We start from the raw sequence: 22,306 nt of genomic DNA, 5'->3' as shown, positions 1-22,306 counted from the left end.
GGTTATGCCTCTTGATTTTTCAGCAGCTGATCATCAGGCACGCTTTTAAATTTTCTTGCAGGGTGCCCGGCGACAAGAGTCTCGCTTTCCACATCCTTTGTGACGAGGCTTCCTGCTGCCACTGCTGCTTCTTCATGAATAACTTTGCCGGGAAGAACCGTTGTGTTAGCTCCGATCCTCCCGCCTCTTTTTACCGTAACTCCCTTAAAATGCTTAAACCGCTCCTTGGACCTTGCCATATAGTTATCATTGGTTGTAACAACACCCGGCGCGATGAACACAAGGTCTTCGAGTTCTGAATACGCCGTGATGTAAGCATTCGTTTCGATCTTGCATTTTACGCCGATGACACAGTCGTTCTCAACCGCTGCGCCCCGTCCGATGATCGTTTTATCGCCGATCGTCACGCGCTCCCGGACTGTCGCGAGATCAGCGACAAAGACATCGTCCGCAATCTCTGCACTGGCGTAAATGATCGAATGTGTACCAATCGTAACACCCGAACCAATCTTCGCCGGCGGCAATGTTTTTAGTGCCGGCAGCGCTGAATTTTTGGCTCTCGCCGGCTGCTTGCCGATGATTGCACCATCCTGGATGATGCAGTTGTCACCGATGGAGACACCGTCGTAGATGACAACATTGTGCCCGATCATCACGTTTGAACCGAGCTGAACATCTTTTCCTATAACTACATTACTCCCCTGGCTGACCGTCAATGAGAACACCCTTTCTTCCTAAAGCCTGCTTCCGTTTATGCGAATGATTTTTCTTTAGTTTCGTTTATAGGATTCTTGCTGAAATAAGCAGCGATCTGTTCAACGACATATTCCTGCTGTTCTCTTTTTAGTTCAGGGAACATCGGAAGAGACAGCACGCGCTCTGCCGCTTTTTCGGTTTCAGGCAGATCGCCTTCTTTATAGCCGAGCTCTTTGAATACCGGCTGAAGATGAAGCGGTTTTGGATAGTAGATCATTGAACCAATTCCCTGCTCTTTCAAGAATTCCTGCAACCCGCTGCGGTCGGGCACCTGAATCGTATATTGATGGAACACATGATAGTTGTGCTCTTCCACAAACGGAGTCACGACTAGATCACCAAGTTTTTCATTCAGCAGTTCGGTATATACCGCAGCTTTTTCACGGCGTGCTTCGCTCCATGTGTTCAGATGAGGGAATTTCACGTTCAAGATTCCTGCTTGAAGCTCGTCCAGACGGCTGTTGTATCCGAGGATGTGGTGATAGTACTTCGGCTTGCTACCGTGAACGCGGATGACACGCATCGTTTCAGCAATGTCCTCATCATTGGTGATGATCATGCCGCCGTCACCGTATCCGCCAAGGTTTTTCGTTGGGAAGAAGCTGTAGGTCGCTGTTGTGCCAAGCTCACCGACATTTTTCCCTTTGTATTTGGAACCGATGGCTTGCGCCGCATCTTCAATGATGGCCAAGTTATGCTTTTTCGCGATTTCAGCGATCGGCTCCATATCTGCCATCTGGCCGTATAAGTGAACCGGGATAATCGCTTTTGTTTTTTCGGTTACCGCTGCTTCAATTTTCGCCGGATCGATATTGTACGTTTTAGGATCGATATCGACAAAAACAGGAACAGCCCCCGCACGGGCAACTGCACCTGCAGTGGCAAAAAACGTGAAAGAAGGAACGATGACCTCATCCCCTTGTTTTACACCGCACCCCAGCAAAGAAATATGAAGCGCGTCACTGCCGTTCGCTACGCCAACCCCATACTTTGCAGCACTATAATCCGCTACGTCCTTCTCAAGCTTTTTCACGTTGTCTCCCAAAATGAAGCGAGAGCCTGACATGATCTCCTCCAAGCTTGCAAAAATCTCCTCTTTAAGTGTTTGGTATTGTTCTGATAGATCAAGCATAGGCACTTTCATCTATGATCCCTCTTTCTGTCTGTTTTATAGTGTTCATCCTGATGTAAAAACTTCATACTGCCGATGTTTTCTCGGGTTAGCTACGCGTGATTCGCTTTGCGAATCACGGCTCGCACGCTGAAGGATAGATTTTCAGGGTCTCTTTAGCGGCAGTATGCTCTTTAGCCGCATCCGCCTAGTTCTCCTTCATGCTCAGCTGGTAGGCGCGGGATTTTTCGTCGCGTTCCTGGATGGCGCAGATGTCTAGGAAACGGTCGGCGAGTTTCGTAATGTTGTGCTTCTCGTTGACATAACGATAGCTGTTTCTTGCGATCTGTTCTTTTTCTTCTTCACTTAAACTCAATAACTCTTCCAATCCGTCAGCAAACTCCCCCGGTTTTTCAGGAGAAACGGACTTGCCGGCTTTCGCTTCTGCCACAATGTCGTTGGAAACATTGCCGGCAAAGAGGATCGGTTTCCCGATGAGTAGGTAATCGTTCAGTTTATTTAATGAAATACCATATTTATAAAGCTGGGTGTCCAGCATGGAAACTAACAAAACATCTGCCAAAGCAAGTGTTGGCATCACTTCTTTTTTCGGAATGCCGTCAAAGAAATAAACGTGCTCATAGTCTTCGGCGAGCTTTTTGAGATTGTCTTTTTCAGGGCCATCTCCGACAAGGACATAGGCTGTTTTTTCCGGGCTGACAAACTTGGCGCTGTTTACGACTGTTTCCAATGAATTTGCTACGCCGTGAGACCCGACGTACATCGCAACCTGTCCGTGTCTTTCTTTGATCTCGTTGATCTGATCCTCCAGAGAGCTCTTGCCTTCTTTTTCTTCCATTCGGTCCATGCTGATGCCGTTCGGAATAACGTGGATGATTTTCTCGTCCACACCCATCTCCTTGATGTACTGCGCAGCACCCGGCAAAGTAACGATAATCTGATCGGCTCTTTTATATACGAACTTCTCAATCGCACCAAACATGAGCACGGCCGGATGATACTTCGACATCGATCCGAGCTCGATCAATGTCCGCGGCCATAAATCCCGGATCTCCACAATGTAAGCCGCCTTCTTCCATTTGCTTAAAAAGTAGGCTGCCAGGCAGGCAAACAAGTGGACGGACGAACCGACGATCGCATGGGGGCGCTCTTTTTTCATCATTCCGCGCCACAACGCCATGAAGAAGTAAGAAATCATGTTCAGGATCCGCATCACACCGTTTCCTTTGTACGGAAGGGTCCAGAGCCACTCGAAAATGACGCCGTTCACGTTTTCCTTATAGTTCTTCTTCTGCCTGTTTCTCCAGACAAAACGGTAGGCCAGAAAGCTGCTTGCGAATATTCGGATCTTATGGTCTTTTTTTACGAGTTCATGGGCAATGTCATAGTGTCTAGTGATTCCTGTTTCCGACGGTTTTAACGCCACGTGATTTAAAATCCATACCTTCATCTGTTTGTTCACCCCATTTTAAAGACCTGTTGTCAGCCATGGCCAACCTTTCATATAACGCAACCAGCTCTTGGCTTTCTTTTTCCCAGTTGTACTTCTCGATCACAGCTTTCCGTCCGTTCTCACCCATCTGCTTGGCTTCCTCCGGATGTTCCATGATCCATCTCATCGCATCAGCTACTGCATTTGGATCGAGAGGATCTACACATAGTCCGCAGCGGTTGCCGATAACAAAATCCTCCCAGAGCGGAAAGTTGGAGGCGATCGATGGAAGTCCGGCTGCCATGTATTCAAACAGCTTGATCGGGTAGGACACCATGTATCTCGGCTCCGGGCGGATCAATACGAGTCCGGCGGTGGACTGGTGAAGCACGTCCTTTACTTCGCTGCGGCTGAGCCAGCCTTTATGGTCCACATGTCTCCAGCCGTTCTGCTGCTTCATTTCCTGTTCAAGCTGTTCTGGCGCAAACTTGCCGGCTAGCACAAGCTCTCCGTTCAGTCCCTGGCCGTTCAGCACTTCGATGGCAGATACCATTTCTTTAATACCGCGAAGCGCTGTAATTCCGCCGATATAAAGGAAGCTGTTCTCTTTCCTTTTATCTATTTCTTTTACTGACGGATTTCCCATCAGTTCTTTTAAAATCGGGAAGTTGTGAACCGTCACCGTGTTGGAGTTGTACATTTCAAAACGTTTCGTGATCGTCGGTGTGGCCGTTACGACGGCATCAAATCGGCGAGCTGCGTATTTTTCCATCTTTCTGACCGCGACCGAGATATTCTTTCTTAAGAGCTTCGGAATCCACTGTTTAGACAAAACCTGTTCCGGCACGTCTTCATGTACATCATAGATGACCTTCTTGCCTCTCTTTTTTAAAAGAAGACCGATCGTCATCAGCTCCGGATCATGGAAGTGGTACACATCAGCATCTACTTCGATTGCTGCCTGATACACGCTTCTTGCTGCGGCAAACATCCGGGTATAACGGTTGCTGGCCGTTGAGGATACACCAACGACTTTTACACCATCTATGATTTTATTCTCGGTGTTAGGTGCTATTAAATATACATCGTGCCCCGCAAAAGCAAGTGACCGGCATTCCTTCACAAAAATGCGGATGTCGTCAGCGGGATGGACTGAAGTTAAATGACAGATTTTCACGGCAACGTTCACTACCTTTAGTTTGGGAGTTAACCATTTGCATGGAAAACCAGACCTGGATGGGCCCGGTTTTTTCTTTTTTGGATCGTGCTGATTTATAGAAGGTGATACTTCTTGACTTTAGTAGAAAGTTCTTTCATTGCATTTCTAGTATCGAAGAGGACAGGGCTGTGTTCCGCAATCAATTCATAGTCAAATGCTGTATGATCTGTTGTTAATAGAACAAGGTCGGCACTTTCAAGCACTTCTTTGGATAGTTCGTGTGTTTCTACGATACCGCCCATGTACCGGAACGTATTCACATGCGGATCAACAACCGTGAAGTTGGCGCCTGCAGCGTCCAGCTTTTCAAGAATTGGAATGACCGGTGATTCCCTCATGTCTTCAATGTCTTTTTTATAAGCGACACCGAGGATAACGACCTTCGCACCGTTCATCGCTTTCTTTTCCTGGTTCAAGATCTTCATGCTGCGTTCAAGAACAAAGTCAGCCATGCTGTTGTTGATCTCCCCGGCTGTTTCGATCAGGCGGGTATGATAGTTGTATTCACGGGCTTTCCAAGTAAGGTAGAATGGATCGATCGGAATGCAGTGTCCTCCAAGGCCCGGGCCTGGATAGAAGGCCATGAATCCGTACGGCTTCGTTTTGGCAGCATCGATTACTTCCCAAACATTAATGTTCATCTTGTCGCACAGGATGGCCATCTCGTTCGCCAATCCGATGTTGATGTTTCGGAAGGTGTTCTCAAGAATTTTTTCCATCTCAGCTACTGAAGGACTGGAAACTTCATGCACTTCTCCTTCAAGTACAGCACGGTAGAGAGCAGAAGCGACTTTTGTACATTCCGGAGTTACTCCGCCTACCACTTTCGGCGTGTTCTTCGTGTTGAATACCTTGTTGCCCGGATCGACACGTTCTGGCGAATACGCAAGGTGGAAGTCTTTACCGCATGTAAACCCTGAAGATTCAAGGATCGGACGAAGAAGTTCTTCAGTCGTTCCCGGATAAGTCGTGCTCTCAAGAACGATGAGCATGCCCTCGTGAAGGAACTGTGCGATTTCTTTACCTGAGCTCTCTACATAGGATGTATCCGGCTGGCGGTAAATATCCAACGGAGTCGGTACACAGATCGCAACGGCATCCACTTCTGAGATCAGAGAGTAATCCGTTGTCGCACGGATTTGTCTTGAAGAGGTTAGCATAGCGAGCTCTTCGTCCACTACGTCTCCGATATAATTGATTCCGTCGTTAACCATTTGAACACGGCTTTCCTGAACGTCAAAGCCGATGACCTTGTAGCCTGCTTTCGCTTTTTCAACGGCAAGCGGCAGCCCGACATAACCAAGGCCAACCACTCCGATGACTGCCTCTTTCGTTTCAATCTTGTTCAACAGTTGCTTTGTAACATCTCGCTGTGTAGTCTGTAGAGTTTCCATTAGTTTAAAACCTCCTGAGGTAGCATTTTGACACGCTGATTGGTTTCTGCTGATTCATACATGGCAAGGACCAGTTCTAATGCTTTTTTGCCATCTTCACCTGTGACGATCGGCCCCCGGTCTTCTTTTATCGCTTCGACCATGTCTTCTATGATGCATTGATGGCCAGGTTTTCCAAATGGATCTTCTTCTATCAGTTTCTTAAGTTCGGCTGTTTCTTCTTCACTCGTGCCTTCAACGTTCCAGTGTTCCACGTTCACTGCGGTTGGTCCGCCGACTTTAATCGTTCCTTTTTCACCAAAAATGCTGAGTGATTCTTCAAAGTTTTTCGGGTAGATGGTGGTCGCTGTTTCAACGACTCCAAGTGCTCCGCTCGTAAACTTGACAAGGCCGGTGCAGACATCTTCTGCTTCGATGTCACGGATTCGAGTGGCGCTCATGCTGAACACCTCGTTCACATCACCCATCATCCAGAGCATGAGGTCCAGGTTATGGATGGCCTGGTTCATGAGTACTCCGCCGTCCAATCCTTTCGTTCCTCTCCATGGCGCCTGATCGTAATAGGCCTGGTTTCTGTTCCAGCGGACGGTTGCGTTAATGTGGCTGATCTTTCCTAGCTTGCCGCTTTCGACAACTTCTTTCAGCTTTTTCATCGCCGGGCGGAATCGGTTCGGGTGAACGACCGCCAGCTTTACATCATTGCGATCGCACGCATCTATGATTGCATTTGTATCATCCATCAAAAGAGCAATCGGCTTTTCTACGACTATGTGCTTTTTCGCCTCCGCACCCTGTACGGCAAGCGTTGCATGAAAGCCGCTCGGGGTACAAATGTTAATCACGTCTATGTCCTTATCGGCCAGCAGTTCCGCGTAATCCGTATACGTTTTTGCGTTATACGTCTCCTTGTAGAAGTCCATGTTTTCCGGGATCATGTCACATACAGCAGCGAGTACTGCTCCATCTGCCCGGTCAATGGCTTCCGCATGTTTCTTAGCAATATGGCCGCATCCTACAATCGCAAAATTAAGCATCGACAAAACTCCTTTTGTGTAAAAACAATAACTTGCTGTTCACTAGAATTCTTCGTCCATTTTATATTATTTCCAAGGGATTTCAGGTAAATTCTCGGTTAAGAGATTGTTAAGGACGTTTACAAAAAGGCGCTGCAGGACGGGGCTTTTTGCCCATAGGGCTAGCAGCATCAAAGGGTATGAGATTTACATTTTCTTAATAAAAGAGATTTTGCCGGCCGCCAATTGACCCCCTTAAAATAAGAAAAGCACCCTTCATTTAAGAAGAGTGCTATATATATATTCTTATTGTCCGTGCATTTATGTTAAATTCTCTGTGCTTTCATCTGATCCACCGTCTGTTTGATGCCTTCTGCAAGCGGCACCTCAGGCTTCCAGTTCACAAGCGCCATGAATTTGCGGTTGTCGAGGCAGCTGCGGTAAATATCGCCTTCACGCGGCTCTCCGTAAACCGGATCCAGGCTGCTGCCGATTTCTTTCGCCATCACACGGTACAGCTCGTTCACCGTGATCTCTTCGTTCGCGCTGACATTGAAAATGCCGTCTTCGCAGAACAGAGCTGCGGTATTGGCACGTGCTACGTCCTCCACATAGATAAAGTCACGGGTCTGGTTGCCATCCCCAAAAATGGAGACAGGCTGTCCGCTCAGCAGCTTATCGAGGAAAATCTTAATCACTCCGCCCTCTCCATCCTTCGTCTGTTTCGGTCCATAGATGTTGGAATAGCGAAGAATCGAATAGCCGATACTATGCGTTTCACAAAAATTGGCGATATACATTTCGCAGGATGCTTTTGAAATGCCATAGGCAGCGGTAGGCTGAAAGTGTTCACACTCTTTAAGAGGCACATTTTCATTCTCCCCATAGATGGCAGCTGTGGATGCGAAGACAAACTTTTTCACATCGAGAGCTTTCGCCAGCTCAAGCATTCTGACCGTTCCTTCAATGTTCAATCTCATGTCGTATAGCGGATCCGCTACCGAAGAAGGCACACTTGTCTGGGCCGCCAGGTGGATGATCGCGTCAATTTCATGCGGCTGTAGCCGTTCAGTCAGAGAGGGATCAAGGATATCACTCTGGATGATCACATCCTCCGTGTTTACATTGCTTTCGCTCCCCGTCGTAAAGTTATCCACCAAAATCGGGGTATGCCCTTCCTTCACCAGTGCGTTTTTCGTAAATGTCCCGACGAACCCTGCTCCGCCTGTTACTAATACATTCATGCTGAAATCCTCCCGTCAGTACCTGAGTTTTAGTTTTCGAATCACCGTTCTATAGAGCTTAAGATCGCTTTTCTTAATGAGCAAAAAGCGGTGGTATGGCTCGTTTGTCACTTTTTTGTATAAGACGACCTTTACGAGGAAGCTGACAAAATACGTGATCGTCGCAGAAAATGCTGCTCCGGTCACTCCATACCTCGGAATGAGCACCACGTTCAGCACCAGGTTAAACAGCACGTTGAAGATGGAAAGATACATGTTTAACTCAGGCTTGCCGCGGCCGGCAATGTCATTTGACAGAATCTTCTCGACCGACAGAAGCGCCACACCGGGCAGAGTGATTTGAAGCAGGCTCGCACTTGTCTCATACTCATGGCCGAACAGAGTGACGATCAGATCCTTAGCGACAATCGTACCTGCCAGCGCAATGATTAACGTAATCGCCATAATGTTTCTTGATACGAGAGAGGTGAGATGGTTTCTCTCTTCATCGGTTTTTATGGCTGCGATTTTTGGGTAAAGGACGTTGGATATAGAAGCCGCAAAGATCGTCAGCCTCTCCCCGATGTTCATCGCGGTTACGTAGATCCCTACCGCTGAATCGACCATGAAAAACCCGATGAGGAAAACAACGATCCGGTAGTTCAAAAAGCTCGCAAAGTTACTGATATGCGCTTTAAGCCCGTAGTTCACGGACTTGCGGAAATACTCCCACGAAAATCCTCTGATATCAAAACGCAGCTTATGCTTTTTCTTCAGCTGATAGACCATATAAACCACGTTGATCAGGTTTCCTGCGATAAACGCCATGATGGCGCCTTCCAGCCCAAGCCTGAAAACAAGGACGAATACTGCAACAAAAACAAGGATCCCGAGCTGGTTGACGACCATCGCCGTATTGAACAGTTTAAAATCCTGCAAACCCTGAAAGACCGTCTGAAAATACTCGCGCAAAAACATGAACGGCAATGCCAATAAGCAAAGGTACAGCAGCGTATGAGGGGTGTGATTGAAAAACTTTTCCGAGAAAAAGAAGATGACAACCGCCCCGATCCCCATACTGACAAGGCTTAGAAGCGTACCGATGATGATGTTATTGTTGTAGACCGTATTTAGTTTCACATCTCCCCTGCTGATATAATAGATCGTCGACGTGTTAATGCCAAGAGTAAGAAAAGTCAGAAGAACTGTTGGCAGCAGGGTGATCAGAGAATACTTACCCTGTCCGGCTGGCCCCAGAATACGGGCCAGAACAACAAGCAGCAATATGCCGATGACAATATTGGTCACCTGTCTCGAAAAGGTTAAGAAACTGTTTCTGACAAAGCCTCGATTGCCGTCGCTCATATCAAAATTCCGCTCCCATTCTTTACACTTTGTAAAAAGTTTCTGTAATTTTTCTGGGCATCATAATCTTTTTCCCATTTGCTAAAGGCATTCGAACGGTACATCATTTTCTGTTCCTCCGTAAGTGCAGCGAAACGCTCGATATACTGTGCCAATTCCGCAGCATCAATGTCTGATGGGGTCAAGAAGCCATTGCTCTCATTGACGAGTTCCTTTACACCGCCAACATCGGTGGCGATCACCGGAATTGAGGTACTGAATGCTTCCATAATCGTCACTGGAATTCCTTCACTCTCGCTCACATTGACAAAAAGATCCACCGGCTGGGACTCATAAAACTCAAAGATCTGCTGCTGCGTACAATGCCCTTTAAAATCCACGGTAACCTGTGCCGGGAGCTCATTCTTCGCTTGATTCTCGATTTCTTCCCGCTGTTCCCCATCGCCGATGTGCGTCCAGTGGATGCGTGAAGTCGTTTCTTTCAACGCCTCTACGAGCAGATCCAGCCGTTTTACCGGTTTAACGTACGAACACGTAACGATCCTGAGAATTCCATCTTCTGAAGGTGATGCCGTAAATCGAGGCCGTTCCGTCCCAAGGCGATTGACGAGAAGCCGCGCATCCGCGTTCGGATATTTAGTTTCCAAATATTGTTTTCCGTCATCGGAGATCATCCGCACCGAATCCAAGGCGGAAATCACCCTTTCCTGAAACGGCAGATAAGGGATGGAATGCCTGTAATCGTAGACGTCCCCGCCATGAGCACGGGATACCGTAAAAAGATCATCTCCGTAGGTTTCCTTCAGCATCGCCAAAGCCACAGCTGAAGGTGTCAGCCAATACGAATAAAAGACGGCCTTGCGGCTGTCAAAGTTCTTATCATCCAGCCACTTTCTTTTGATTTCATCCCGGATCCGGATCGCATGGCTCAGCCAGTTGGCCAGCTGCAGCAGTCCTTTACTTCCAAACATACGGGCTTTCGGCAGCTCGCTTGAAAGCCAGCGCCGGCCCTGCCCATCTGCCGTGACACTGTAAAACGTATGAATGTATTTTTTCGTGCCCCCGGGCCGTCCGGGCAGCTGATGGACACTTACTTTTTCAGGCACAGGCCGTTTTTCGCCTGCTCCGTTAACTGCAGCAATTTCAATTTTTTCAAATAACGGTTCCATGTATTTCATTTCGGTTTCTAAAAACTGCTCCCCGGGCAGGTAAGGATAACGGTTGGTTATCAGGATCATGTGCTCTCTTGCTGTTTTCATTTCCTTCTGCAATGTTGTTCACCATCCTTTGAATCCTGAAGCTCTTATCATTCTTGCCAAAAAGAGCGTGTATAAGGCTGTTCCCTTAATCTTTCGGTGAGCCATTTGAATTTTTGAAAACTCGCTTTTTATGCAAATGGCATAAAGGAGGCCTGAACTCTCATGATAGTGGTTGTTTATTAACTAAACTTAAATTTCTCATGAAGGTTTTGTAAATATTCGCCCAAAAACCCTTTACTTCTCCTGAATTCTTCATTAAACTGTAATATTCTTTAAATTTTTTTTATTGTATTTACACAACTTTAAAGGTATCTTTATTGTATGCTTCCATAAATTTACGTTCCTTATGTCGAGAGGTTTCGATAATAATAGGGGAATTTCATTATATGCACGACCCATAAAATCATAGATATAGATGGAGAGAAGAAAAGGAGAATACTATAGATGGACCGTCAACAAATACGGAAAAGAAAGAAGAAAAAGAGACGCATAAAGTTTATCGTCTTCCCATTGATTCTGATTCTTTTAGGAACAGTCGGTTTCGGATCTTATTTAACTTATAAATTGGCCAATGCCTCATCAAAAGCGCAGGAGACCCTTTCACGAGGGGAAAAATCGGAGCTGCGTATGAATGAAGTCGATCCTGGCAAGGACAACTTCTCCGTACTCATCGCAGGGATCGATGACAGTAAACACCGTAAAGGAGAAAAAGGATTTGAAGGCAACCGGACAGACGCCCTCATCCTTGCTACCTTCAACCGTGATCAAAAATCCGTAAAAATGGTCAGCATCCCGCGTGACTCCTACGTTACGATACCGGGGCGCATGAATAAGGACAAGATCACACACGCCCATGCATTCGGCGGCATCGACCTTACCGTGGATACAGTGGAACACCTCTTCAACATCCCGGTCGATTATTATGTTCGCGTTAACTTCGATGCCTTCCTGCAAATTGTAGATACGCTGGGTGGGGTTGATGTGGACGTGAAAAAGAAAATCGTTGAGCAGGACAGCCAAGACCGCCCAGGAGCCATCACAATTGAGCCTGGCCAGCAAAGGCTGAACGCTGAACAAGCACTCGCATTTGCCCGTACTCGGCACGCTGACTCGGACATTGTGCGCGGCGACAGACAAAAACAAATCGTTGAAGCGATCATTAAGGAATCAACACAGATCAAATCGATTCCTAAATACGGTAAGCTCATTGAGAACGTCGGCGACAACATGTCCACCAACTTCACGTTCGGCAACATGCTCGCACTTCTTAAATACGCAAAATCCGTAGGTGATATCGAATCACTTAAATTAGAAGGAACCGATACAAGAATCAATAATATCTATTACTATTCATTAAACGAACAATCGGTACAAAATATCGGTGCCCAGCTGAAAGAGCATCTTGCATACACCGGCTCAGGCACACAGAACAGCGGAACAGGTACAGGAACAGATTCCAGTAACGACTCCACTTCAACAGAATAGTACTGCGGAAGCAAACAACAGAATTGAGTTTAAGCCGGCCCTGATGGCCGGCTTTTTCTTTTGGGGTGCTTGTGGGGGTGGTGATTTGGAGTGCGTGCGGGTCGATTTAGTTCATGCATGGAGATTTCACCTGTTTGCAGTGAATTTTCTTTGGTTTTATTAAAGTAGGGACTAAGTTGTTTATAATATCCTCTCTGTTAACTATTAGATAATGAATAGGGCCAAATTAAAGGTCGAAATCCGCGATCATCTGATGCATTTTTAAGCCACCGATGATTTATGTTCAAAGATACTGCGTGTATGTTCAAAAAATGAATATTATGTTCAAAAAAATGAACGAATGCACTCGACATCATTCTACTCATTTTGACACATCCCTTTTGTCGACCAAGCACCCCCTCCCACAAAAAAAAAACCGGACCTGAAGACTGCCTTCAAGCAGCCTCCCGATCCGGCCTTTAGCTCCACTATTTAAAAAACTTATCGACGACGCGGCTTGCCGCACGCCCGTCTTCCAATGAACAAAACTTCTCATGGAAGGCTTTATATCGACCTTCGTATTTATCCATCACCTGGTCAATGTTCTTGATCGCCGATGTTACTTCATCCGATGTGCGCAGCAGCGGGCCAGGAGCTTCGTTTTCAAAGTCCATGTAGAAGCCGCGGAGCTGGTCACGGTACATCTCAAAATCATATGTGAAGAACAAGATCGGGCGATTCATGTTCGCAAAGTCAAACATGACCGAAGAATAGTCGGTAATCAAAACATCAGTCACCAGATAGAGCTCCTGAATGTCAGGGTAGCTTGAGGCATTATACACAAACTCTCTATATTCTTCAGGAATGTAAAGCTTGTTGCTGACAACAACGTGCATTCTCAGCAGCAGCACATATTCATCACCGAGTTCACGCTGCATCTGCTCAAAATCAAACTGCAGCTCAAACGTAAACTTATTATTTTTCGACGTCTGGTTATCCCGGAAGGTCGGCGCATAAAGGATGACCTTTTTCCCCTCTGGAATGTTCAGGCGCTGACGGATGCTCTCGGCCAGCTGGTCACGGTCCTCGCGGTAAAAGATATCATTCCGCGGATAACCGATCTCCAGCATATTGCCTTCATAGCGGAATGCACTGCGGAATGCTTTCGTTGCGTAGGCACTTGGAGAGATAAGGTAATCCCATGTTTTCGTCGCTTTATGGACTCGTTCAACATAACCTTCATCACGGCCTTCCACCTTTTCGATATCAAACAGCATTTTTTTGAGCGGTGTTCCGTGCCACGTTTGAATGTATGTGGTTTGCCGGCGTTTTCCAAGATAGGTCGGGAAGTTCTGGTTGTTCACCCAGTACCCTGCCTTAGCGAGATAATAATAGTAGCTCGGGCTGAGTCTTTTGATCACCTTTGTATCCTGATCCGGGAACCTTACATTCTTATTGTAGATCCATACCTTTTTATAATTCAGGTCTCGCTTCAGGATTTCTTCATAGATGGCCCTCGGGCTGTCGGCATACTGCTTTCCTACCCCGCTCTCGAACACAATCAGATTCTTGTCCACTGGCAGCAGACGGGCCGTCCGGTAAAACAGCCTCATGGACGGGAAGTAATATTTGCTTCTGCGGAACCTTCGGAATGCAGCTTGATAAAGTTCATCCTCCCGAACCTTGTCAATCCATCTCTTTTCAGCTGCAAATTCCTCGATCGTCTTATAGATCCGAACATTGTGGCTGCGATCCCTGTATTTTAAGAATTTCTTAGAACGGTTTATATATTTTTCTTCCACTTCAAAGCTTCGTTTAGCATAGCGCTCGACCTCGGCCAGGATCTCCTCTGTTCCAAGCACGACCTCACCCGGCAGATCGTTATCCAGATCCAGGTGCGACGGACGCTTTCCAATGAACCGATCGCGGTCAAACTGGTAATATAAGATCGGCTTATGGAGGAAGCTGAAGTCAAAACCGACGGAAGAATAATCCGTGATCATCATGGCGCTTTCTTTTAAGAGAAGCTGCACATCCACTTCCCCCTGGCTGATGATGCGCACGGGTGATCCTGCAAAAAAGGACGTGAACTTCTGCATGTTTGGATGAAGACAAAAAATGAGTTCGAAATCAAAGTTCTCCGCTATCTCATGCAATTTCGGGTGATTGATCAATTCACGGTAACGCTCAAAATACTCACTTTCCAAAAAGACGTCATCATTGATGATCCAGTCACGCCATGTTGGTATGATCAAGAGCTGGCGCTTCTTCTCTACATCTCCGGCAAGCAGGCTGTCAAATCGGGACAAACCGGTGACCTTGACCTCATCCGGGTCATAGCCAAAGTCATTTACGATCATTTCCTTTTCAAAGTCTGAAGAGACCAGGAATAGATCGGTATCAAAGCCCGGGGCGCGTTTCCCGTAGTTCGCTACCATGTTCTTCGTGCCCATGACCCCGTGCTGCAAGAATACCTTGGTCGCTTTGATCGCTTTTTTATAACGTTTCGTCCGCAAAGGATACAGATAATCTGGATGGTGGGAGCTGATCACTTTTCTCGCCATAAACGTGTTGAAAATATGCTCTTTCGATTTGTAATAGAGAATATTGCCAAGCGGTTTTACATTCTTAAGTTCAGGGGATTGCTCTTCAATGACATAATAAGCATTCTTGTCCGGATGCTTTTCTCTAATATATTTAAAGAAATGGTATCCGGTATCCTGGGCTTTATAAGGCCGTTCACCAACGAGCCAAATGTTTTTACCTTTATAAAACGGGCGTAAAAGCCATGCCCAGCGCTTAATCTTTGTCATGTACCGATAGGCTTCGTTCGTAAATTCATCCACTTGAAGCGACAGATTGAACCCTTTGAACGTAAAGTACGGAGCAAGCGCAAAGGTCGATGGACCTGCCTTTACATAGCCATCCTTTAAGAAATAACGGGCCCTGAACCGCGGGCGGCCAATTCTTGCAAGCAGCGGTTCTGAAGAAAAGTCAAACTTCAGCTCAAAAAAGAAATCATAGATATCCTGCCCAAAGTTATACTGCTGAAAGAACGGCTTGAAATCAGCCTCAACCTTATACCGGTACCTGTGCATACCAAATTTCAGCTTCGTTTCCTGAGCCATTTTTTCAATGGAAACAGGGATACGGTGCTCCATATTGGTATCGCGCCCTTTCAGAAGCAGCTTGGCTTCTTGAACGGCTGCATCCCGGGTAAAAAACTTTCCGTTAAAATACAGCTGATCCTTTTGTAAGACAATTTCATCAATTTGAACTTTTGGCCTAAGGGAAACTGCCGAATTGGCAACGAAGGAAACGTTACCTTTTTTCGTCACATAAATAAAAGAGCATAAATCCTCATTCTCAAAAGGGATAAACTCCTGCACGTTCATTTCGGCAAAGCGTCCGAGTCTGATCGGATAGGCAATATCCTGCCCGCCGTCCTCCCGTGGGATGTACACACCACGGTCTTCCATTCTTTCAAGCGTTTCTTCTGCAAACAGCTCAGTTGGCCGCTGTATCGTTAAATACAGATCAAAGTTTGTCCTGCCCTCTTCCTGAACATAAGGAAGAAGCTGTTTGACGGAAAGGGTGAATTCAAATTCCGTAGAAGCTTCCGTTTCCGCAACCTTTATCATTTCACCAGTTGCCCGTGAATAAAACGACAAGCCTCTTGCCAGGAATCCTGGCTTTAATTTGCCCTCCAAGGTTAGTTGTTCTCCTGATTGTCGGATCGATAGTTCCTCTTTGAACGTTTTTCGTCTAACTGCCTTTTTTTCCGGCCTGAGAATTTTTATGATTCGATTTAAGATGCCGGTTCGTCGCTTCATTATTATTTCTCCTTCTGTTTATAAGAATCGTGTAGTAATAGGCCCCTATACTGCTCGATCATTCCCCAAGTCGTTCTGATTGCTCGTACATATAAAAGGGGTGCATCCGTTTAAGTCCAAGCTGCACCCCGTTCTATTCGAAAGACTTCATTCAATTAATGCGGTGCAAACCGATTTACTTCTTTTCTGCTGTAGGCTGCAGTTCTTTTTTAGGCGTTGCCTTCCCGCTTTGTTTGAGTTGCACTTGCTCTTTAAACCGCTTCTTCTCTTCTTTTGTCATAGCCTTATACTCTTTTAGGAACGCCTGATATTTCGGAAGTACTTCTTTCATCGGACCGTAATCCCTGACTTCTCCATATTCCAGCCAAAGGATCTTCTCACAGAACTTCTTAACTTGCCCCATGGAATGGCTGATAAAAAAGATCGTTTTTCCGCGCTCTTTAAACTCATTCATCTTATCCAAACACTTGTCGGCAAACGTTTGGTCACCAACAGAAAGTGCTTCGTCAATGACGAGAATATCTGGATCAACCGTTACGGAAATCGCAAAACCGAGACGGGATTTCATACCGCTCGAATACTTCTTAACAGGCTGGTCGATGAATTTCCCGATGTCCGCAAACTCAATAATCTCAGGCTCAAGCTTTTTTATATCCTGTTTGCTGAACCCAAGCATCAAGCACTTCAGCTCAATATTTTCACGGCCGGTCAGCTCATTGTTCAGACCGGAGGCAATCGCGATGAGCGACACCTCTCCGTTCAGTTCGATTGTCCCTGACGTTGGTGGAATAATCCCGGAAATCAGGTTGGAAAGTGTGGACTTGCCCGAACCGTTCACCCCGACAATACCGATGACGTCACCCTGATCGGCCTCAAAGCTTATATTTTGTATCGCATAAAAGTCCTCACCGTAGCCCTTAGGCAAAATGATGTCCAACAGCTTTTCGGCAGGCTTTTTATACATTTTAAATTTTTTCGTTACGTTGCTGACTACTACAGTTTTACTCATGTCCATCTCTCCGCATCATAAGTAATCCACGAATCGGTTTCTTAATTTCACATGGAGCGTGGAACCAATCAGGAACAGAACCAATACCAATCCCCAGAAATACAGGGTGTACTCGATTTTATCACCAAAAAACCATTCTCGGCTTAAAAGGGAATCTCGGAAACCTTCCACAATATAAGTAAAAGGATTGGCTTGTACAATCAATTTTAGAAAATGCGGTAATTTTGCTGTATCACTAAATGGATCCCAAAGAATTGGAGTCACATAAAACAGCATGCGCATGATCGATTGCACAAACATCTGCACATCGCGGACAATCGTTGATAGTGTCGAAGTGATTAATGACAGTGAAAATACGAGCGCAACCGCAGCGAGCATGTAATAAGGAAGCTGCAAATAATATATTGAGATCTTTCCTTTTTCGGTAAACTGAAAGATAACCGCTATGATTGCCAATAATATAGCATTTGGATAAAGAATAGAAAATATCACGTAGCTCGGGATTACACTTAATGGAAAGTTCATCTTCGAGATGATCTTTATCCGTGTATAGATCGATTTCGATCCTTGCAGAATGGCCGGGCTGATAAAAAACCAAATAACGATCCCTGCTACGAGCCACTGTAAAAATGGCACTCCGTCTACCCCTTTGTTACTTCGCATCCCCATCCCGAAAACAATCCAATACACACTGATCTGGATAGCAGGATTAAGGATCTCCCAAAGCATGCCTAAATAGTTGTTGTTGTTCTTAATTTTAAGCTCGTACATTGATAAACGCATCATCAAGTAAAAGCTGTTCAGTTGTTCTTTTAGTACTTTAAAAGCTGAAATCATTTTCGTAATCCTCTCCCAAAGAGATTGGTTTAGAATACTTTTTGAACGGCTTTGTGAGAAGATTGTCCATTTTCCAAGTAGCAAAATCGTTCATAAAAGTCATCAAAGATCTCTGAATGAATCGTAAATCCGTCTGACTCAAACTTCTCTATAGCTGCAATGACCTCATCTGTTGTTTTCACGAGTGGACCAGGGGCATACTGTTCGAAATCGAAGTAAAAGCCCCTTAGCTTATCACGGTAGGATTCAATGTCATAAACAAAGAAAATCATCGGCCGCTTCAAGTTCGCATAGTCGAAGAACACAGAAGAATAGTCGGTAATCATGACGTCAGATACAAGATAAAGCTCATTGATATCTCCATGATAAGAGAAATCATAAGCAAATCCTTCGTATGGCGACAGGTCAAAGTTCTCCGCCACGAGATAATGCATCCTTAACACAATAACATAATCCTCGCCAAATTTTTCCTTGAGCTGCAGAAGGTCAAGTTCCAGGTCAAATTTATATCTTCCTTTGCCGTAGAACTGATCGTCCCGCCATGTTGGTGCATAAAGAATAACCTTTTTATCTTGAGGAAGCTCAAGTTTCTCTTTTAGTTCCTTGATGTCCTCTGGGTTGTTCTTCGTATAGAGCACATCGTTCCTTGGGTATCCCACTTCCACCACTTCTTTATGGAAATTAAAGGCCCGGCGGAAGATCTCAGTGGAATAGGCATTTGGGGAAAGCAGATAATCCCACTTGCTTGATTCTTTATGGAAGTTGGCTTTGTATTTCTTCGTGTTCGTTCCTGGCATATGGACCTCATCCATATCGGCTGCCAGGCGTTTGAGCGGTGTACCATGCCACGTTTGAAAATACACCGTGTGTTTTGATTTTGGAATCCACAAAGGCATCCGGCTGTTCGTTACCCAATAATGGGCACGCGCCATTTTAAACAGCCATTTGATGGAGAAACGTTTGGCATAAGGAATGCCGGCATTCTCAAACTTGCCGATATTTCTTCCATCCACACTCCAGACAAGCTCAAGGTCAGGACGGTTCACCTTCAAGTATTCGTAGATGCCGCGCGGGTTACAGCTGTACTGTTTACCTAGAAAGCTCTCAAACATCACAAGGTTTTTCTTAACCGGCAGATAGCCCGCCATCCTGAAAGCCGCCATGTAGGCTTTTTTCGTACGTTTGCTCTGTTTCACCTTCGTAATGGTGCGGCGAACTTTCTTTTTCAGTTCTTGTACAAAGCTGTACTGAACCACTTTAATGACGATCGATCTCGTTTTTTTGCGTGCTGTGAGGGAAACCTTTTTCTTCCCGCTGTCTGTGTTGAGAATAACATGCTTGTTGATTCTGCGTTTAAAGGATATCAGCTGGAGAGGAATCGCCAGGTCTCCTTGGTCAGGTCCAAGGGTATCCTCATCCTCCCATTTAAAGTAGAGACGGAATGTTGAATTTTCATCAGTGCTGCATAGGTCCCTTACATGGAGCTTTACCTTAAAACCAGTTGCTCTGTGTGGCTGCTGATCTTGAAAATACGGGCTCAAGTCGTCTCGTTCAATCGTCTGGTAGGGAATGACACGCTCCTCAATCCCTTCTGGGCCGCCGATCACGAGTGTTTTTTCCAGCACATTATTTTCATAAGGGAAAGGAGAGAAGAAGAACCCTTCAATGGTCACGTTTCCTCTTTTATCAAGCTCCGCCTCTTCCACTTTGATTACAGGACCGCGATCGTGAATCTTAAATGAAAGATTCCCTTTATTTGTCGTATAAGGTGTAATCGCCTGCTTCGTTCGAGGATCCATTGCAGAACCCAATTCTAGAAATGGATGCTTCGTCCTCATCCGGTATTTCTTTTCAAGAATGCCACGCTCTTCGATGGTCTCTTCCACTTCAGGATCATCTTCACTGTCATTTTCGGTGCTGTTGTCTGTATCAGCGTCGGTTAGAGTCTCCTCTTCCGCTGCTTCACCCTCGTCAAAATCATCTTCAGGTTTCGTATCCGCCTGCTGGGTTTCCTCAAGTGAAACGGATTGCTCTGCATGGATAATAAGATAGACATCCCAAACAAGCCCTTTTACAACTTCAGACTGCTCCAGTCTTGATTCAAGAACGTAATATTGCTCATTCGCCTCTAAAACGGTAAACGGTAACTCCCATTCACGCCCAGACATGCGCTCCACCAATAAAAGGTGTCCAGCTAAAGGCTCCTGGAAGACAGAGTTGTATTTCAAAAGATATTTTATAATAGCAATATCTTGATTCAATTCGATGTTATGAAGAATACACTTTCTTCTTTTCGTAGGTTTAAAACCCTCTTGAATCTGTAAGTTAGCTTCCGCTTGCATTTACGTCTCTCTCTCTTTCTGTTTCAAGAATATATTCAGCCAATAACCGGCTCGAATGTCCGAAGTGATATTGATTCCATATGGCCGAAAATTGCTGAACCTTATTCATGTCATAACCCTTTTCTTTAATAACTTTTATCATCTCACGGGTGTCAAACACAACCGGTCCGGGGACCAGATTTTCATAGTTGTCCCAAAGACCCCTTGTTTTACTGTACTCTTCCAGGTCATACGGATAAAAGATCATCGGCCGGTTTAACAATGAAAATTCATAGGGAATCGAAGAATAATCCGTTATCAAAAGATCAGTAACCAATAAGATTTCATTAATGTCCCAACCCGATGAATAATCGAATACAAAACCGGGATAATGCTTTTCAACGTCAACCTTATCCTTTAGTACTGGGTGACTGCGCAGCAGGATCACATACTCATCCCCAAGCTCCCGCTGAAGCAGGTCAAAATCAAGCTGCAGATCAAACTCCTCCAGGTGATGATCCCGATAAGTCGGAGCGTACAGAATGACCTTTTTATCTTTTAGGATATAGTTTTCCCCGTATAATTTTTCTTTCACTTCACTCGTCCATTTTTTATTAAAAAAAAGATCGGTTCTGGGTACACCGGTCCGTAAAAAGTTGGCGGATGAAAGTTGAAAAGCTTCCTTAAATATATCAGCCATGGCATCCGATCCAACAACAACTTTGTGAAAGTTTTTGTAAACATTTAAAAACCGCTTATGCGCACGCTGGCTTCTAAAGGAGATGGATTTATCCTTCAGTCCAAACGTTTTAATAGCGCCCGCGGCATGCCAAAGCTGTATGCATTCTGTCACTTTCTTAAATTTGGCGGCTGAAAGCAGCCCAAAATAATTATCCACCACAACTACTCTGGAGGTTGCCAGGTGATAGGCCGTCCTTGCCATGCTCATTATCGAATTTTCAAACGGGATGAGTTTGGCACCGGACTGGTAAGGATGCAATTTGGGAATCGCATTTTTCGTCGCCAAAAAAACAATAGGGCTATCCGGCTGCAGCTTCTTCAGCTCTTCATAAAGAAACATGGAGTTGTCTCCAAATGAAACAACAAAGGTCACTTTATTTTTCCGGACAGGAAACAGTTTAAAAAAAGTAAACTGAAGCTTGAAGTAAAACAGATACAGCCAGATAGCAATTTCTTTAACCATTTTTAACAGTAAATAAATCTTTTTTGATCTGAGAAGTGGAAATTCCAATCGTACGCGGCAGATACACCACTTCACAATACTCTTTTAAGAAGTCAAATTTGCCTTCCCAGTCGTCACCCATCACAAAAATATCAATGTTATTATCCACGACATCGGAGATTTTTTGATCCCAAGTCTTTTCCGCAATCACTTCATCCACGTAACGGATCGATTCTAGAATCATCTTGCGGTTTTCAAAGCTGTGGTATGATTTTTTATTTTTGATCGCATTGAACTCATCTGCAGATAATCCAACTGTCAGATGGTCACCAAGATCTTTAGCTCTTCTCAATAAATTGATATGCCCCCAATGAAGCAGGTCAAATGTACCGTAAGTTAATACCTTTTTCATCTTGCAATCCTCTCCTTAATGTTCTAATTATATTTACCCTTCTTCCAAAAAATAAATAACAGGTAAATATTTTGTAAATTGTATCGTTGCTTTTCTCTCTCGCTATTAATCTTTTCGTATAGATTTGTTGTTTTGTTAACTTATTGTAAATGTTTTATGAATAAAATAATGGGAATACAAAGGAAAAGCTTCCTTATAGAATAGCGTTAATGCACTGAATCGCAGATGGTCAGCCTGCTATTCAGCTTTATGTTAACGAACTCTTAATATATTTTTTACAAACTTACAAGTTTCATGGTATAATAGCCTGTAAAAGATGTTCCCTACAGGAACGTCAATACTTATAATATAATCTTTAAGGTCTTTTTACAAGTTCTTAATAAACAATGGCATTTATTTCTTGATGGCGTTCTTTATAGGAATGAATGTATCTCACATTTTAAACAGCTACATA

16 protein-coding genes are annotated in these 22,306 nt (G+C 45.0%); 1 reads left to right on the top strand and 15 read right to left on the bottom strand.

Going from position 1 to position 22,306, the window contains the following annotated elements; genetic code table 11:
- Nucleotides 1-2: 2 nt before the first annotated feature.
- The 9 genes from ABHN01_RS04405 to ABHN01_RS04365 form a co-directional block, all read right to left on the bottom strand.
- Nucleotides 3-725 carry an acyltransferase gene (locus ABHN01_RS04405; RefSeq protein WP_354005789.1) on the bottom strand — a complete coding sequence of 241 codons (723 nt, stop codon included), beginning with the start codon at nucleotides 723-725 and terminating at the stop codon, nucleotides 3-5.
- A 26-nt stretch (nucleotides 726-751) separates the two neighbouring features.
- Nucleotides 752-1,900, bottom strand: coding sequence for a DegT/DnrJ/EryC1/StrS family aminotransferase (locus ABHN01_RS04400; RefSeq protein ID WP_429874535.1), 1,149 nt, complete (start codon nucleotides 1,898-1,900; stop codon nucleotides 752-754).
- A 175-nt stretch (nucleotides 1,901-2,075) separates the two neighbouring features.
- Nucleotides 2,076-3,338 carry a glycosyltransferase family 4 protein gene (locus ABHN01_RS04395; protein WP_429874534.1) on the bottom strand — a complete coding sequence of 421 codons (1,263 nt, stop codon included), beginning with the start codon at nucleotides 3,336-3,338 and terminating at the stop codon, nucleotides 2,076-2,078.
- Nucleotides 3,280-4,497, bottom strand: coding sequence for a glycosyltransferase family 4 protein (locus tag ABHN01_RS04390; RefSeq protein ID WP_429874533.1), 1,218 nt, complete (start codon nucleotides 4,495-4,497; stop codon nucleotides 3,280-3,282). Before ABHN01_RS04390 ends, ABHN01_RS04395 begins: the two co-directional genes overlap by 59 nt.
- A gap of 95 nt (nucleotides 4,498-4,592) precedes the next feature.
- Nucleotides 4,593-5,933 carry a nucleotide sugar dehydrogenase gene (locus ABHN01_RS04385; RefSeq protein ID WP_429874532.1) on the bottom strand — a complete coding sequence of 447 codons (1,341 nt, stop codon included), beginning with the start codon at nucleotides 5,931-5,933 and terminating at the stop codon, nucleotides 4,593-4,595.
- Nucleotides 5,933-6,967, bottom strand: a complete 1,035-nt coding sequence (locus tag ABHN01_RS04380; RefSeq protein WP_429874531.1) for a Gfo/Idh/MocA family protein — start codon at nucleotides 6,965-6,967, stop codon at nucleotides 5,933-5,935. The genes ABHN01_RS04385 and ABHN01_RS04380 overlap by 1 nt, the downstream gene beginning before the upstream one ends.
- 305 nt (nucleotides 6,968-7,272) lie before the next feature.
- Nucleotides 7,273-8,190: an NAD-dependent epimerase/dehydratase family protein gene (locus tag ABHN01_RS04375; RefSeq protein WP_429874530.1), complete on the bottom strand. Its 918-nt coding sequence runs from the start codon at nucleotides 8,188-8,190 to the stop codon at nucleotides 7,273-7,275.
- A gap of 15 nt (nucleotides 8,191-8,205) precedes the next feature.
- Nucleotides 8,206-9,534 (bottom strand): flippase, encoded by a 1,329-nt coding sequence (locus tag ABHN01_RS04370; protein WP_429874529.1) that lies wholly within the window; start codon nucleotides 9,532-9,534, stop codon nucleotides 8,206-8,208.
- A complete protein-coding gene (locus ABHN01_RS04365; RefSeq protein WP_429874528.1) occupies nucleotides 9,531-10,805 on the bottom strand; it encodes a glycosyltransferase in 1,275 nt (424 codons plus the stop codon). The genes ABHN01_RS04370 and ABHN01_RS04365 overlap by 4 nt, the downstream gene beginning before the upstream one ends.
- Before the next feature lie 432 nt (nucleotides 10,806-11,237).
- Here ABHN01_RS04365 and ABHN01_RS04360 point away from each other — a divergent pair, with 432 nt between their 5' ends.
- Nucleotides 11,238-12,278 carry an LCP family protein gene (locus ABHN01_RS04360; protein ID WP_429874527.1) on the top strand — a complete coding sequence of 347 codons (1,041 nt, stop codon included), beginning with the start codon at nucleotides 11,238-11,240 and terminating at the stop codon, nucleotides 12,276-12,278.
- Nucleotides 12,279-12,745: 467 nt separating this feature from the next.
- Here the strand turns inward: ABHN01_RS04360 and ABHN01_RS04355 are convergent, their stop codons facing one another.
- From ABHN01_RS04355 to tagD, 6 genes are all read right to left on the bottom strand, one after another.
- The gene (locus ABHN01_RS04355; protein WP_429874526.1) at nucleotides 12,746-16,090 is read right to left on the bottom strand and encodes a CDP-glycerol glycerophosphotransferase family protein; all 3,345 of its coding nucleotides are present in this window, start codon (nucleotides 16,088-16,090) and stop codon (nucleotides 12,746-12,748) included.
- Between the two features lie 175 nt (nucleotides 16,091-16,265).
- Nucleotides 16,266-17,099 carry a teichoic acids export ABC transporter ATP-binding subunit TagH gene (gene tagH / locus ABHN01_RS04350; RefSeq protein ID WP_429874525.1) on the bottom strand — a complete coding sequence of 278 codons (834 nt, stop codon included), beginning with the start codon at nucleotides 17,097-17,099 and terminating at the stop codon, nucleotides 16,266-16,268.
- Between the two features lie 15 nt (nucleotides 17,100-17,114).
- Nucleotides 17,115-17,936 (bottom strand): ABC transporter permease, encoded by an 822-nt coding sequence (locus tag ABHN01_RS04345; protein WP_429874524.1) that lies wholly within the window; start codon nucleotides 17,934-17,936, stop codon nucleotides 17,115-17,117.
- A 29-nt stretch (nucleotides 17,937-17,965) separates the two neighbouring features.
- On the bottom strand, nucleotides 17,966-20,278 hold the full coding sequence (locus tag ABHN01_RS04340) for a CDP-glycerol glycerophosphotransferase family protein (protein WP_429874523.1): 2,313 nt from the start codon (nucleotides 20,276-20,278) through the stop codon (nucleotides 17,966-17,968).
- Complete coding sequence (locus ABHN01_RS04335; RefSeq protein ID WP_429874522.1) at nucleotides 20,262-21,461, bottom strand: CDP-glycerol glycerophosphotransferase family protein; 1,200 nt, start codon at nucleotides 21,459-21,461, stop codon at nucleotides 20,262-20,264. Before ABHN01_RS04335 ends, ABHN01_RS04340 begins: the two co-directional genes overlap by 17 nt.
- The gene (gene tagD, locus ABHN01_RS04330; RefSeq protein ID WP_091002799.1) at nucleotides 21,454-21,852 is read right to left on the bottom strand and encodes a glycerol-3-phosphate cytidylyltransferase; all 399 of its coding nucleotides are present in this window, start codon (nucleotides 21,850-21,852) and stop codon (nucleotides 21,454-21,456) included. Before tagD ends, ABHN01_RS04335 begins: the two co-directional genes overlap by 8 nt.
- Nucleotides 21,853-22,306: the final 454 nt, after the last annotated feature.

The sequence above is a fragment of the Fictibacillus sp. NRS-1165 genome, from assembly GCF_050468105.1.
Lineage (GTDB): Bacteria > Bacillota > Bacilli > Bacillales > Fictibacillaceae > Fictibacillus_C > Fictibacillus_C terrinigri.
Note: the sequence above shows the minus strand (reverse complement) of the source record. Positions and strands in the feature narration are given on the sequence as shown.